General features: G+C 44.0%; 12 protein-coding genes, 2 tRNA genes and 3 rRNA genes. 8 read left to right on the top strand and 9 right to left on the bottom strand.

Annotation, left to right across the window (positions count from 1 at the left end; translation table 11 throughout):
- The first annotated feature begins 10 nt into the window (after window positions 1-10).
- The 3 genes from C3Y93_RS12510 (at window position 11) to C3Y93_RS12500 (ending at window position 1,661) form a co-directional block, all read left to right on the top strand.
- Window positions 11-457 carry a DUF2147 domain-containing protein gene (locus tag C3Y93_RS12510; RefSeq protein WP_104853073.1) on the top strand — a complete coding sequence of 149 codons (447 nt, stop codon included), beginning with the start codon at window positions 11-13 and terminating at the stop codon, window positions 455-457.
- A gap of 201 nt (window positions 458-658) precedes the next feature.
- Complete coding sequence (locus C3Y93_RS12505) at window positions 659-1,105, top strand: DUF2147 domain-containing protein (protein ID WP_019837802.1); 447 nt, start codon at window positions 659-661, stop codon at window positions 1,103-1,105.
- Window positions 1,106-1,208: 103 nt separating this feature from the next.
- Complete coding sequence (locus C3Y93_RS12500; RefSeq protein WP_019837803.1) at window positions 1,209-1,661, top strand: DUF2147 domain-containing protein; 453 nt, start codon at window positions 1,209-1,211, stop codon at window positions 1,659-1,661.
- An 85-nt stretch (window positions 1,662-1,746) separates the two neighbouring features.
- Here the strand turns inward: C3Y93_RS12500 and C3Y93_RS12495 are convergent, their stop codons facing one another.
- The 4 genes from C3Y93_RS12495 to C3Y93_RS12480 form a co-directional block, all read right to left on the bottom strand.
- A complete protein-coding gene (locus C3Y93_RS12495) occupies window positions 1,747-2,595 on the bottom strand; it encodes a symmetrical bis(5'-nucleosyl)-tetraphosphatase (protein WP_104853072.1) in 849 nt (282 codons plus the stop codon).
- Entirely contained in the window at window positions 2,595-3,407 is an 813-nt protein-coding gene (gene rsmA / locus C3Y93_RS12490) for a 16S rRNA (adenine(1518)-N(6)/adenine(1519)-N(6))-dimethyltransferase RsmA (protein WP_104853071.1), read from the bottom strand. Before rsmA ends, C3Y93_RS12495 begins: the two co-directional genes overlap by 1 nt.
- A 19-nt stretch (window positions 3,408-3,426) precedes the next feature.
- On the bottom strand, window positions 3,427-4,395 hold the full coding sequence (gene pdxA, locus C3Y93_RS12485) for a 4-hydroxythreonine-4-phosphate dehydrogenase PdxA (protein WP_104853070.1): 969 nt from the start codon (window positions 4,393-4,395) through the stop codon (window positions 3,427-3,429).
- A 62-nt stretch (window positions 4,396-4,457) separates the two neighbouring features.
- Window positions 4,458-4,868 (bottom strand): hypothetical protein, encoded by a 411-nt coding sequence (locus tag C3Y93_RS12480; RefSeq protein WP_104853069.1) that lies wholly within the window; start codon window positions 4,866-4,868, stop codon window positions 4,458-4,460.
- A 265-nt stretch (window positions 4,869-5,133) separates the two neighbouring features.
- Between C3Y93_RS12480 and rplM the strand changes: the two genes are divergently transcribed.
- The 5 genes from rplM to C3Y93_RS12455 all read left to right on the top strand — a co-directional run bounded on the left by rplM (window position 5,134) and on the right by C3Y93_RS12455 (window position 7,971).
- Window positions 5,134-5,562 carry a 50S ribosomal protein L13 gene (gene rplM / locus C3Y93_RS12475; protein WP_004909012.1) on the top strand — a complete coding sequence of 143 codons (429 nt, stop codon included), beginning with the start codon at window positions 5,134-5,136 and terminating at the stop codon, window positions 5,560-5,562.
- Window positions 5,563-5,574: 12 nt separating this feature from the next.
- Window positions 5,575-5,961, top strand: a complete 387-nt coding sequence (rpsI, locus tag C3Y93_RS12470) for a 30S ribosomal protein S9 (protein ID WP_004972483.1) — start codon at window positions 5,575-5,577, stop codon at window positions 5,959-5,961.
- Window positions 5,962-6,211: 250 nt separating this feature from the next.
- On the top strand, window positions 6,212-6,865 hold the full coding sequence (locus C3Y93_RS12465; RefSeq protein ID WP_004972486.1) for a glutathione S-transferase N-terminal domain-containing protein: 654 nt from the start codon (window positions 6,212-6,214) through the stop codon (window positions 6,863-6,865).
- Between the two features lie 10 nt (window positions 6,866-6,875).
- Window positions 6,876-7,304, top strand: a complete 429-nt coding sequence (locus C3Y93_RS12460; protein WP_004972487.1) for a ClpXP protease specificity-enhancing factor — start codon at window positions 6,876-6,878, stop codon at window positions 7,302-7,304.
- A 16-nt stretch (window positions 7,305-7,320) separates the two neighbouring features.
- Window positions 7,321-7,971 (top strand): hypothetical protein, encoded by a 651-nt coding sequence (locus tag C3Y93_RS12455; RefSeq protein WP_104853068.1) that lies wholly within the window; start codon window positions 7,321-7,323, stop codon window positions 7,969-7,971.
- A gap of 139 nt (window positions 7,972-8,110) precedes the next feature.
- Here C3Y93_RS12455 and rrf read toward each other — a convergent pair.
- The 5 genes from rrf to C3Y93_RS12430 all read right to left on the bottom strand — a co-directional run bounded on the left by rrf (window position 8,111) and on the right by C3Y93_RS12430 (window position 13,590).
- Window positions 8,111-8,225 (bottom strand): 5S ribosomal RNA (gene rrf / locus C3Y93_RS12450).
- Between the two features lie 220 nt (window positions 8,226-8,445).
- A 23S ribosomal RNA gene (locus tag C3Y93_RS12445) occupies window positions 8,446-11,333 on the bottom strand.
- 452 nt (window positions 11,334-11,785) lie between these two features.
- Window positions 11,786-11,861, bottom strand: a tRNA-Ala gene (locus tag C3Y93_RS12440).
- 55 nt (window positions 11,862-11,916) lie between these two features.
- Window positions 11,917-11,993 (bottom strand) — tRNA-Ile (locus C3Y93_RS12435).
- A gap of 59 nt (window positions 11,994-12,052) precedes the next feature.
- A 16S ribosomal RNA gene (locus C3Y93_RS12430) occupies window positions 12,053-13,590 on the bottom strand.
- The 16S, 23S and 5S rRNA genes sit together here with 2 tRNA genes alongside, the layout of an rRNA operon.
- Window positions 13,591-13,636: the final 46 nt, after the last annotated feature.

Below are 13,636 nucleotides of genomic sequence, written 5' to 3'. Positions count from 1 at the left end.
AACATTGAACATGGTCAAGATGAAACTCACCGTTGCCTTAATCTGCTCAGCCTTAGGTAGTTTTGCGCTGGCTCAAGATATTACAGGAACTTGGAAAAACATTGACGATAAAACGGGTTCATCTAAAGCCATTTTAGAAATTCGTCAGGAAAGCAATGGTAGCTATACCGCTAAAATCGTTAAAGTGACGCCACGCCCAGGTTACACACCAAGAGAAACCTGTGTCAACTGCCCTGCACCTTATACCAACCAACCGATTTTAGGTATGGATGTACTCACTGGCTTAAAATATACAGGTAATTCCAATTTCACAGGCGGGAAAATTATTGACCCTTTAAGCGGCAATATTTACAGCACCAAAGCCAAATTGAGCAATAATGGTAAGCGTTTGACCATGCGCGGTTATGTCGGTGTATCGGCTTTAGGTCGCAGCCAAACTTGGATTAAAAGTGATTAATTTATAAGTTATTCCATCAACTTAATTAATTCACTTTTCACTTAAAATGCCACACGTTCGTGGCATTTTTCACATCTTTTCCAGCATTTTCCCTGCAAGTTTAAGATTAAAAATTTCCTCAAATCTCTTGACTCTTACCACAACTCGCTTTATATCTTGAATTAACCTCTGTAATAACTTTCGACAATCAAAGGAACTGATATGAAGAAAAATGTATTGATGGGCGTATTTGCAAGCTTCATCTTCAGTGGCTCAGCATTTGCATCAGACCTAACGGGTATCTGGCAAAGTATTGATGACAAAACAGGCTCACCTAAAGCACTTATTGAAATTACCAAAGCTGAAAATGGCAGCTTTACAGGTAAAATTATTAAAGTCACACCAAGACCAGGCTATACCCCAAAAACCATGTGTGTGAATTGTCCTGCACCTTATACCAACAAACCTTTGGTGGGTTTGGAAGTTATTCATGGCTTAAAGCATGTGGAAAATAACAACTATGCAGATGGACGTATTTTAGATCCACTTACAGGCAAAATGTATAGCCTGAAAGGCCGTTTAGCGTCTAATAATAAACGTCTAACTTTACGTGGTTACGTCGGAATTTCAGCCATTGGTCGGACACAAACGTGGATTCGCCAACAATAAGCGAGTAATTGTGTCGCATCGGTCATTTTTTCTAGATACTCGGGACTTTGTGTCAGTCAATTCACAGATTAGACTAGAGCAAAGACCGAGTAAGGGAAATAAAATGATTCAGAAATTGGCTTTAGGAATAGCCGTCATCTTCGGCAGTCTAAGCACTTTGGCGATGGCACAAGATTTAGTAGGGACTTGGCAACAAATTGATGATAAAACAGGTTCACCTAAAGCTGTCATCGAAATTCGTAAAGAAGCCAATCAAACCTATACGGGTAAAATTATTAAAGTAACTCCACGTCCAGGTTATACCCCACGTGAACTTTGTAATAAATGTCCTGCACCTTATACTGATCAACCTATTTTAGGGATGGATATTTTAAAAGGCTTAAAACAAGTCAAAGATAGCAACAATTACGAAAAAGGACGCGTGATTGATCCATTAGCAGGTCGTATTTACGATGCAAAAATCCGCCTCAACTCGACAGGTAAGCGTTTGACTTTACGTGCTTACATGGGTGTATCTACACTAGGTCGCAGCCAAACTTGGATTCGAATTCAATAAAATTCAAGATAAAAAACAGCCACTTTAATAGGTGGCTGTTTTTTATTTCAACATCTCATTTTTAAATTATAAAGATGAAATATTGTTACCATTCTTCCAGCGGATTATCTACTGCAAACAATTGCTGATCTTCCAAACGATACGCCATGAGCTGATTACCCCACACACAACCGCCATCCACATTTTGAATATTGTCGGCTACCGTTTGCCCTTGCAATGCCGCCCAATGACCAAATACGATTTGATGTGTTTGCGCAGCTAAAGATGGATATTCAAACCAGGGTTTAAAGCATTCTGGCATCGGGTCATCTAAGGCATCTTTAAAGCTGAATTCCAAGCCACCCTGCGCATTGGCTAAACGCATACGAGTCAAATAATTAGTAATACAACGTAAACGCGCATGTCCCGTTAAATCATCCGACCAAACTGCAGGTTCTGCCCCATACATTTCCTTTAAAAATGCATCCACCACCTCAAAGTCCTCATGCCCAATCACTGCTTCAACTTCTTTTGCCAAAGCTGCGGTTTGTTGTGCATCCCAAATATGTGGAATGCCTGCATGAGTCAAAATGGTGTTTTCATTGGGAAAAAGACACAAAGGTTGTTTACGTAACCAGTCAATCAAATCATCACTGTCAATTGCATCAATCACGTCACGGGTATTGTCTTGCGCTTTGATTTTCTTTAAGCCACGAGCGCCTGCCAACAAGGTTAAATCGTGATTGCCTAACACTGTTGCTGCAACGCCACGATCTACCAGTTTTTTAATAAAACGCAAAGCACCTACCGAGTTTTCACCCCGCGCAACCAAGTCGCCAGCAAACCAGATAAAATCTTGATCGGGATCGAACTGAATTTCTTTTAATAGCAGCTTTAAGGCTTCAAAGCAGCCTTGCACATCACCAATGACATAGTTGTATCGAATTGCTGTCATTAATTCACCATCTGATCTGCCAATGCGACAAATGCGGCCAAACTTAAAGTTTCAGGACGTGCCATCGGGTCTACCCCTGCTCGCTCAAACGCATCTTCAGCCAACATACCTTTTAAGCTATTGCGCAATGTTTTACGACGTTGGGTAAATACATGCGACACCAAACGTGCCAATGCTTTTTCATCTTTGGCAATAATCGGTTTGCTTACATAAGGCTCTAAACGAAATACCGCAGAAGTCACTTTAGGCGGTGGATTAAATGCTCCTGGTGGCACTTCAAATAAGAAAGTTGGCTTACAGTAATACTGCATCATGACCGATAAACGCCCATATTCTTTGGTATTCGGTTCAGCCGTGATGCGATCTACCACTTCTTTTTGAAGCATAAAGTGCATGTCTTTAACTTTGTCGCCAAACTCCAAGAGATGAAACAAAAGCGGTGTCGAAATGTTATACGGCAAGTTTCCAACTACACGTAGCGGACGCCCTTCCTGAAATAACTCGGTAAAGTCATATTTCAGCGCATCACTTTCCACAATGGTTAAACGCTCAGGATGTGGCACACGTCCTGGTAAACCTGCAGCCAAATCACGGTCTAATTCCACCACCGTCAAAGCATCACACTCACCAATCAAAGGCGATGTCAATGCCGCTAAACCAGGCCCAATCTCGACAATATTATCGCCTGGACGCGGGTTCACTGAGCGAACAATTTTGGCAATCACACCTTGATCATGTAAAAAGTTTTGACCAAAACGTTTACGAGCCTGATGCCCTTCTTCTTTTGGGTTTAGGGCATTAATTTGATACATAAAGATTTCCAAGCTGAAATTATGAACGTGCTAAATCCAGCGCTAAATCGACAGCAACATGCAAGCTAGAACTTTTCGCAAGTCCCGTACCTGCGAGGGAGAGCGCTGTGCCGTGATCGACTGAAGTGCGAATAAACGGTAAGCCTAAAGTAATATTGATTGCTTCACCAAAGCCCTGAGATTTTAACACAGGTAAACCCTGATCGTGATACATCGCTAAAACTGCATCGGCATCTTTTAAATTTTCCGGGGTAAATAAAGTATCTGCAGGCAAACTTAAACTGAGATTTTCACCACGATTACGGTAATTTTGCAGCATAGGATTGATCACCTCAATTTCTTCCGTGCCTAAATAACCATCTTCACCCGCATGTGGGTTCAAACCACAGACCAACACTTTAGGATGTTCAATTTTAAATTTGCTTTTGAGATCGTGCAGCAAAATATCAATCACTTGTTCTAAACGTGTTTTGGTAATGGCATCTGCCACGGCACGTAAAGGGAGATGCGTGGTCGCCAAGGCAACGCGTAAGGTTTTGGTGGCTAACATCATCACCACACGCGCAACACCTGCAAACTCCTGATAATATTCAGTGTGCCCACTAAAAGAAATACCAGCTTCATTAATAATAGATTTTTGCACGGGTGCTGTCGCCACGCCCACACTCTTACCTGTCATTGCATAAGAAGCTGAGCGACGTAATTGCTCCAAAACGTAAGCTGCATTTTGTGCATTTAAATGCCCCAACTCAACATCTACAGCCAAAGGCACATGCTCAACATATAACTGCCCAAGCGCTGCAGGCTGTTGCTGACCTGAATATTCAATCAATTCGACTTGTTGCTTTAGAATTTCGGTGCGTTGTTGTAATAATTGATGATCTGCCAATACCACAATTGGACGCTCATCTTGTCGAGCTGCCAGACTTAGACAAATATCAGGTCCAATACCTGCAGGTTCACCACTGGTGACATATAAAGGGCGCATGCAGCTTCATCCACTATAGCTAGGTGTAGCTGAATTATAGCGCCATCCTGAGCAAAATTGTTTTATCTCCAATCTAATCTAAATCGGCTATCTAAGATGCCCATCTGATGCGCCCATTCCGAAATGCCAATCACGACCATACATAACAACAAACCTATAAATAGTATTTTGGGCGCTTGTTGAGTGACTGCTCGATAGTTTTGATCAGATAGACTCAAGATGATGAAGCCACCGATGCCATATAACATAAAAGGGAGCAAGGTGATGTGCATAAATACAGAATAGATTAAGATAAAAGCAAATACATCAGTACCATAAGCTGCACCTACCAACAAAAATGCCAGTTCATACAGAGCAATTAATGTGATGAAAAAACCTGCTATAAATTTTAGCAGTTTATTTGGTTTCGGCTTTAATGCTTCTGTCGTTAATGCTTTTGTCGTTGTAGCGACGCGTTCTAAATCATCAGACATAGTGATCCGTCCTCATCATTATTATTAGCTGCGACCACACAGAAAAAGCTAAAACAGCACTAGATAAAGAAGATCAATACCTGATTTTTACTGTCGTGAAATGGTCGCTAGAGGTGATTTTGCTTTTATAACCAAACTTGATAAAATATAGCGCTTAAAATGTGACTTTTCCATTGTAGTTCTACCCATTCTCAGGTAGAATTCGGACTCCTTTTTGTTTGGACAGCTTCCATAGTCCAAACCAACTATAATAGGTAGTGGTTTAATGAAAACTCTCAGCGCTAAGCCAGCTGAAGTTCAACACGACTGGTACGTTGTTGATGCTTCTGGCAAAACTCTAGGTCGCCTTGCGACAGAAATCGCTCGTCGTTTACGCGGTAAGCACAAAACTTCTTATACTCCTCACGTTGACACTGGCGACTACATCGTTGTCATCAATGCTGAGCAAGTTCAAGTGACTGGTAACAAATCACTTGACAAGAAATACTATCGCCACACTGGTTTCCCTGGTGGTATCCGTGAAACTAATTTCGAGAAATTAGTTGCTCACAAACCAGAAGAAATCTTCCAACGCGCTGTAAAAGGCATGTTGCCAAAAGGTCCTCTTGGTTATGCTATGATCAAGAAAATGAAAGTGTACGCTGGTGCTGAGCATCCTCACACAGCTCAACAGCCACAAGTTTTGGACATCTAAGGGATACAGCACATGGCTACTAACTATGGTACAGGTCGCCGTAAGACCGCAACTGCACGTGTTTTCTTATCAGCTGGTACAGGTAAACTCGTAATTAACAACCGTACTCTTGAGCAATATTTCGGTCGTGAAACTGCTCGTATGATCGTACGTCAACCATTAGAGCTTCTTGAAGCTACTGAAAAATATGACCTTTACATCACTGTTGCTGGTGGTGGTATTGGTGGTCAAGCTGGTGCAATCCGTCACGGTATTACTCGTGCATTGATCGCATCTGACGACACTTTAAAACCTGCTCTTCGTCAAGCTGGTTTCGTTACTCGTGATGCTCGTGAAGTTGAACGTAAGAAACTTGGTTTACGTAAAGCGCGTAAACGTCCACAATTCTCTAAACGTTAATTCGTTTACCGAATCGGACACAAAAAAAGCCTTGGATTTTCCAAGGCTTTTTTTTATGCAAATCAACGAGCTGAGCATTTTAAGTCAGATAAACAATTCGGATTCACATACACCAAAAATCAAAATTCAATACAGTCCAAAAATTGAAAACCAATCAACAAATATCTCATACACTTTTATCAGCTTTGCTGGGTGATTTTAGTGGCTAAGTTTAGTATCCTATTCTATTCATTTGGTTTTATTTCGGATTATGTCAGTCGAGAACGCACCCTTACAAGGCATTACCCTCTACAGTCATGCGGACGACTTTCGCTCACATTGGATTCGTTACGTTCTGGCCGAAAAACAAATCAAATATCAACTGATTTTGGTCGATTATGAAGATGAAGATCTTGCAAGCCTGAATCCGTATAATCAACTTCCAATGCTGCTAGAAAACGATTTAAAACTCTTTAATACTGCGATTATTTCCGAATATCTGGATGATCGTTATCGACAAAATAAACTCTATGCAGATGCACCTATGCCACGTGCAGAACAAAGACAATATATTTGGCGCTTTGAACAAGACTGGTTCAAACTTGCCGATCAGATGCTACGTCATCCTGATAGCTTAGATTACACAACACAGCGCGCTGCACAAAAAAAATTACGTGATACACTCATTTCACTGACACCATTATTTCAGCATTATCCTTATTTCATGTCAGAAAATTTCAGTATTTTAGATTGCATGCTGGCACCCTTATTTATACGGCTAAAAGCCATGGGCATAGAATTACCCCAACAACACTGTCGTCCAATTTTCCTGTATTGTCAGCGGATTTTTTCACGCCCTGCCTTCACTCAAGCAATGACTTTGCAAGAAAAAAATCGCTATCAAGAATTTTTAATTCATACTTAAAGAGCATATTATGTCTGAATCTGAAATCAATTTAAGTCCAACCCGTCCTTATTTAGCCCGCGCAATTTATGAATGGATTTGTGATAACCAACTCACACCACATTTATTGGTCGATGCTACACAGCCGAATACGCTTGTTCCTGAACAATTTATTCAGGATGGTCAGATTGTCCTAAATATCGTTCCACATGCAGTGCATGCCTTACACATGAGCAATGATGCAATCACCTTCTCTGCACGCTTTGGTGGCGTATCACGCGACTTATATGTACCTATGAATGCCGTCGTAGGTATCTATGCAAGAGAGAATGGACAAGGCTTATTCTTTGATCCAAGTGAGTATGCACATATCCAAAATGATCAAGATGCTTTAGAATCAAAGACTGAAGAAAAAACCGAACAAACTAAGAAAAAACCAAGCCTTAGATTATTAGATTAAAACAATGGAGTAGTGAATGGCTTTTGATTTAGTACAATATTTTGCAGCGCAGATTAAACTTCAAAAGCCCTCGCTTTTGAAACAATATAATGCTGTTGATCGCGACCAATATATTCAAGAAATCAATGCGCTGAGCTTAGGCAAACTGGTCAGTCTGTGGCGAGAAGACAACCAAAAACTTTATCAAGAAATTGATCATCAAGATGAATTATATATTCAGGAAATTGCACGTCGACTCACCACAACTCCACACAATCAGTCATCTCTCTCCAAAACTGAGCTTGAACAGAATATTAGTGAAGTCTTAGCCTTACAACTCACAGAGCTCAAGCAATTGGATCAAACCGGTAATTTTGGCAATAAAGGTCTAGGTGAATTATTGCTAGGTCAAATTGAACATTTATCTGGTCAAGCGGATGATTGGGTTTGGTCAACAAACGATCTAATAGAGTTAAAAGGTTCTAAACCAATTCCTCAAGAAGAGCTATCATTAGAGGCATCAATGAAGGAGTTTAATCAAATGGTACAACAACATACCCACGATGATCATCAAAATATTGAGCCTGTAGAAGCAATTGTACCCACTTGGTCTAAAGTACTAGAACCTATCGTTGCGATTGCGATTTTAGCAATTCTATGGTGTTCCGTTACTCAATTATTCGCTTAAATCAATCTTCTATCTAAGCCGTAATAAAACCATCATCATCTGATGGTTTTATTTTGCCTTCACTTTTTATAGTTTTTAATATTTTCTTTTCTACATAAAAAAACACCCTCAACGCTAGTTGAGGGTGTTTCGAATAATGAGCTGGCGATGACTTACTCTCACATGGGTAACCCCACACTACCATCAGCGCGAAGAGGTTTCACTTCTGAGTTCGGGAAGGGATCAGGTGGTTCACTCTTGCTATTGTCGCCAGCACAACTGTTATGGACTTGTTCAGGTCTTAGTTACTTTGCTTAAGCTCCATGCTTTCGCTTGTAATGCCTTACTTGGTTCCAAATGAGTTATTAACAGGTTGGCTATTGTATCTGAAATTTCATGTTCAGCAAGGGCTGAATCAAGATATTTGATCTGATCAGGTTTAAGTGATCTTTTATGAATCGATCGATGCTTTATATACAACTGTTTGGGTGTTGTATAGTCAAGCCTCACGAGCAATTAGTATTGGTCAGCTTCACATATCGCTATGCTTCCACATCCAACCTATCAACGTCGTAGTCTTCAACGGCTCTTTAGGAGGCATAAAGCCTCGGGGAAATCTTATCTTGAGGTAGGCTTCCCGCTTAGATGCTTTCAGCGGTTATCCCTTCCGAACATAGCTACCCGGCGATGCGACTGGCGTCACAACCGGTACACCAGAGGTTCGTCCACTCTGGTCCTCTCGTACTAGGAGCAGATCCTCTCAAATTTCCAGCGCCCACGGTAGATAGGGACCGAACTGTCTCACGACGTTCTAAACCCAGCTCGCGTACCTCTTTAAATGGCGAACAGCCATACCCTTGGGACCTGCTTCAGCCCCAGGATGAGATGAGCCGACATCGAGGTGCCAAACACCGCCGTCGATATGAACTCTTGGGCGGTATCAGCCTGTTATCCCCAGAGTACCTTTTATCCGTTGAGCGATGGCCCTTCCATACAGAACCACCGGATCACTAAGACCTACTTTCGTACCTGCTCGACTTGTGGGTCTCGCAGTTAAGCGCGCTTTTGCCTTTATACTCTACGCGTGATTTCCGACCACGCTGAGCGCACCTTCGTACTCCTCCGTTACTCTTTAGGAGGAGACCGCCCCAGTCAAACTACCCACCAGACATGGTCCTCGTCCCGGATAACGGGACAGAGTTAGAACCTCAACATTACCAGGGTGGTATTTCAAGGACGGCTCCACTCGGACTAGCGTCTAAGTTTCAAAGCCTCCCACCTATCCTACACAAGTAAGGTCAAAGTTCAATGTCAAGCTGCAGTAAAGGTTCACGGGGTCTTTCCGTCTAGCCGCGGGTACACCGCATCTTCACGGCGAATTCGATTTCACTGAGCCTCTGCTGGAGACAGCGCCGCCATCATTATGCCATTCGTGCAGGTCGGAACTTACCCGACAAGGAATTTCGCTACCTTAGGACCGTTATAGTTACGGCCGCCGTTTACTGGGGCTTCGATCAAGAGCTTCGCTTACGCTAACCCCATCAATTAACCTTCCAGCACCGGGCAGGCATCACACCCTATACGTCCACTTTCGTGTTTGCAGAGTGCTATGTTTTTAATAAACAGTTGCAGCGGCCTGGTTTCTGAGGCTGTCGACAGCTCAAGGAGCGAGTCCTATCACCATCAACAGCGTACCTTCTCCCGAAGTTACGGTACCATTTTGCCTAGTTCCTTCAGCAGAGTTCTCTCAAGCGCTTTGGTCTACTCGACCTGACCACCTGTGTCGGTTTCGGGTACGATTCCAGTGTAACTGAAGCTTAGAGACTTTTCCTGGAAGCAGGGTATCAGCCACTTCATGTACAAGTACAGCTTGCTATCAGATCTCAGCATAGAGCACCCGGATTTGCCTAAGATGCATGCCTACTTCCTTTCACCTGGACAACCAACGCCAGGCTGACTTAACCTTCTCCGTCCTCTCATCGCATTACACTGAAGTATTGGAATATTAACCAATTTCCCATCGACTACGCCTCTCGGCCTCGCCTTAGGGGTCGACTCACCCAGCCCCGATTAACGTTGGACTGGAACCCTTGGTCTTTCAGCGAACGGGTTTTTCACCCGTTTTGTCGTTACTCACGTCAGCATTCGCACTTCTGATACCTCCAGCAGACTTCTCAATCCACCTTCTTCGGCTTACAGAACTCCCTACCACGCATAATAAATTATGCATCCGCAGCTTCGGCACATAGTTTTAGCCCCGTTACATCTTCCGCGCAGGCCGACTCGACTAGTGAGCTATTACGCTTTCTTTAAAGGGTGGCTGCTTCTAAGCCAACCTCCTAGCTGTCTATGCCTTCCCACATCGTTTCCCACTTAACTATGATTTTGGGGCCTTAGCTGGCGGTCTGGATTGTTTTCCTCTTGACTACGGACGTTAGCACCCGCAGTCTGTCTCCCGGATAGTACTCATTGGTATTCGGAGTTTGCATCGGTTTGGTAAGTCGGGATGACCCCCTAGCCGAAACAGTGCTCTACCCCCAATGGTATTCGTCCGAGGCGCTACCTAAATAGCTTTCGGGGAGAACCAGCTATCACCGAGTTTGATTAGCCTTTCACCCCTATCCACAAGTCATCCCCTGGCTTTTCAACGACAGTGGGTTCGGTCCTCCAGTTAGTGTTACCCAACCTTCAACCTGCTCATGGATAGATCACCGGTTTCGGGTCTATACCCAGCAACTATACGCCCTATTAAGACTCGATTTCTCTACGGCTCCCCTATGCGGTTAACCTCGCTACTGAATATAAGTCGCTGACCCATTATACAAAAGGTACGCAGTCACCAAACAAGTTGGCTCCCACTGCTTGTATGCATGCGGTTTCAGGATCTATTTCACTCCCCTCACAGGGGTTCTTTTCGCCTTTCCCTCACGGTACTGGTTCACTATCGGTCAGTCAGGAGTATTTAGCCTTGGAGGATGGTCCCCCCATATTCAGACAAGGTTTCACGTGCCTCGCCCTACTCGTCATCATTATGTGTGCCCTTTCGTGTACAGGACTATCACCCACTATGGTTGCACTTCCCAGAGCATTCCACTAAAACACACATAACTTAATGGGCTTTTCCCCTTTCGCTCGCCGCTACTGAGGGAATCTCAATTGATTTCTTTTCCTACGGGTACTGAGATGTTTCACTTCCCCGCGTTCGCTTCGTATGACTATGTATTCATCATACGATACCTACCATAAGGTAGGTGGGTTCCCCCATTCAGAAATCTCCGGATCAAAGGATATTTGCCGCCTCCCCGGAGCTTTTCGCAGGCTATCACGTCTTTCATCGCCTCTGACTGCCAAGGCATCCACCACATGCACTTAATTACTTGACTATACAACCCCAAACAGTCGTTAACACTTACAAGTGAGTGTAACAACAGGCTTGCGCCCACAGTTTGTTGCTTTGTGCACTTAAACACTGTACAGCTTCAATCTAAAATTCATATACCAAAACGCTTGATTCAGTTAATTTGCTAGTTCTCATTTCAATTCGTAATTAAACCGTAACACCGAAGTATTACTGTCAATCTTGAATTAAATGAGTTGAACAATTTATTTCAGACTCAATTTTTGCCAATCTATTAATGAATTAATGCGTCTTCGTCAGATCGCACTAAATACTGTGATATTTAAATCACAGAACTTAATAAGCTTATACTTACTAAATTCTGTAATCTTTAGCTTAAAGCTCCAGTATATGTGTGCCTGCGCACAGCATAGCTGTTTGCTTAAATTTTAAGGAAAAGCCTTAAAGCAGTGCTTTAAGTTTTCTGATCTTAAAATTTGGTGGAGACTAGGAGAGTCGAACTCCTGACCTCCTGCGTGCAAAGCAGGCGCTCTACCAACTAAGCTAAGTCCCCAGCTTATCATCTGTGATTCGATGTATCTTCTTCTGCATAATTGCTTCGTCAGTAGTGGTGGGTCTGACAAGACTTGAACTTGTGACCCCACGCTTATCAAGCGTGTGCTCTAACCAACTGAGCTACAGACCCTCAGATACATCAATGAAGAACAACTTGTTGTGGATTCTTACCAATCGTCAATCTTTCGTTAAGGAGGTGATCCAGCCGCAGGTTCCCCTACGGCTACCTTGTTACGACTTCACCCCAGTCATCGGCCACACCGTGGTAAGCGTCCTCCTTGCGGTTAGACTACCTACTTCTGGTGCAACAAACTCCCATGGTGTGACGGGCGGTGTGTACAAGGCCCGGGAACGTATTCACCGCGGCATTCTGATCCGCGATTACTAGCGATTCCGACTTCACGCAGTCGAGTTGCAGACTGCGATCCGGACTACGATCGGCTTTTTGAGATTAGCATCACATCGCTGTGTAGCAACCCTTTGTACCGACCATTGTAGCACGTGTGTAGCCCTGGCCGTAAGGGCCATGATGACTTGACGTCGTCCCCGCCTTCCTCCAGTTTGTCACTGGCAGTATCCTTAAAGTTCCCATCCGAAATGCTGGCAAGTAAGGAAAAGGGTTGCGCTCGTTGCGGGACTTAACCCAACATCTCACGACACGAGCTGACGACAGCCATGCAGCACCTGTATGTAGATTCCCGAAGGCACCTTTCCATCTCTGGAAAGTTTCTACTATGTCAAGGCCAGGTAAGGTTCTTCGCGTTGCATCGAATTAAACCACATGCTCCACCGCTTGTGCGGGCCCCCGTCAATTCATTTGAGTTTTAGTCTTGCGACCGTACTCCCCAGGCGGTCTACTTATCGCGTTAGCTGCGCCACTAAAGGATCAAATCCCCCAACGGCTAGTAGACATCGTTTACGGCATGGACTACCAGGGTATCTAATCCTGTTTGCTCCCCATGCTTTCGCACCTCAGTGTCAGTATTAGGCCAGATGGCTGCCTTCGCCATCGGTATTCCTCCAGATCTCTACGCATTTCACCGCTACACCTGGAATTCTACCATCCTCTCCCATACTCTAGCTAACCAGTATCGAATGCAATTCCCAAGTTAAGCTCGGGGATTTCACATTTGACTTAATTAACCACCTACGCGCGCTTTACGCCCAGTAAATCCGATTAACGCTCGCACCCTCTGTATTACCGCGGCTGCTGGCACAGAGTTAGCCGGTGCTTATTCTGTGGGTAACGTCCACTTAGCCCAGGTATTAACCAGGTAAGCCTCCTCCCCACTTAAAGTGCTTTACAACCAAAAGGCCTTCTTCACACACGCGGCATGGCTGGATCAGGGTTCCCCCCATTGTCCAATATTCCCCACTGCTGCCTCCCGTAGGAGTCTGGGCCGTGTCTCAGTCCCAGTGTGGCGGATCATCCTCTCAGACCCGCTACAGATCGTCGCCTTGGTAGGCCTTTACCCCACCAACTAGCTAATCCGACTTAGGCTCATCTATTAGCGCAAGGTCATAAAGAGCCCCTGCTTTCTCCCGTAGGACGTATGCGGTATTAGCATCCCTTTCGGAATGTTGTCCCCCACTAATAGGCAGATTCCTAAGCATTACTCACCCGTCCGCCGCTAGCTCAGTTACCGAAGCAACCTCGCCCGCTCGACTTGCATGTGTTAAGCCTGCCGCCAGCGTTCAATCTGAGCCATGATCAAACTCTTCAGTTAAAATCATTTTGAAGCTTTAATCTAAACTTCCAAATCTGGCTCATCA

This window comes from Acinetobacter sp. SWBY1 (genome assembly GCF_002946595.1).
GTDB lineage: Bacteria > Pseudomonadota > Gammaproteobacteria > Pseudomonadales > Moraxellaceae > Acinetobacter > Acinetobacter towneri.
The sequence above is the reverse complement of the archived record's forward strand: the minus strand, read 5'-3'. Positions and strand labels throughout refer to the sequence as shown.

Excerpts from the sequence above, each read along its gene's own strand:
- C3Y93_RS12495 (WP_104853072.1), bottom strand. The coding sequence starts at position 2,595 with ATGACAGCAATTCGATACAACTATGTCATTGGTGATGTGCAAGGCTGC.
- pdxA (WP_104853070.1), bottom strand. The coding sequence starts at position 4,395 with ATGCGCCCTTTATATGTCACCAGTGGTGAACCTGCAGGTATTGGACCT.
- C3Y93_RS12500 (WP_019837803.1), top strand. The coding sequence starts at position 1,209 with ATGATTCAGAAATTGGCTTTAGGAATAGCCGTCATCTTCGGCAGTCTA.
- C3Y93_RS12480 (WP_104853069.1), bottom strand. The coding sequence starts at position 4,868 with ATGTCTGATGATTTAGAACGCGTCGCTACAACGACAAAAGCATTAACG.
- rplM (WP_004909012.1), top strand. The coding sequence starts at position 5,134 with ATGAAAACTCTCAGCGCTAAGCCAGCTGAAGTTCAACACGACTGGTAC.
- C3Y93_RS12505 (WP_019837802.1), top strand. The coding sequence starts at position 659 with ATGAAGAAAAATGTATTGATGGGCGTATTTGCAAGCTTCATCTTCAGT.
- rsmA (WP_104853071.1), bottom strand. The coding sequence starts at position 3,407 with ATGTATCAAATTAATGCCCTAAACCCAAAAGAAGAAGGGCATCAGGCT.
- C3Y93_RS12460 (WP_004972487.1), top strand. The coding sequence starts at position 6,876 with ATGTCTGAATCTGAAATCAATTTAAGTCCAACCCGTCCTTATTTAGCC.
- C3Y93_RS12455 (WP_104853068.1), top strand. The coding sequence starts at position 7,321 with ATGGCTTTTGATTTAGTACAATATTTTGCAGCGCAGATTAAACTTCAA.
- C3Y93_RS12510 (WP_104853073.1), top strand. The coding sequence starts at position 11 with ATGGTCAAGATGAAACTCACCGTTGCCTTAATCTGCTCAGCCTTAGGT.
- C3Y93_RS12465 (WP_004972486.1), top strand. The coding sequence starts at position 6,212 with ATGTCAGTCGAGAACGCACCCTTACAAGGCATTACCCTCTACAGTCAT.
- rpsI (WP_004972483.1), top strand. The coding sequence starts at position 5,575 with ATGGCTACTAACTATGGTACAGGTCGCCGTAAGACCGCAACTGCACGT.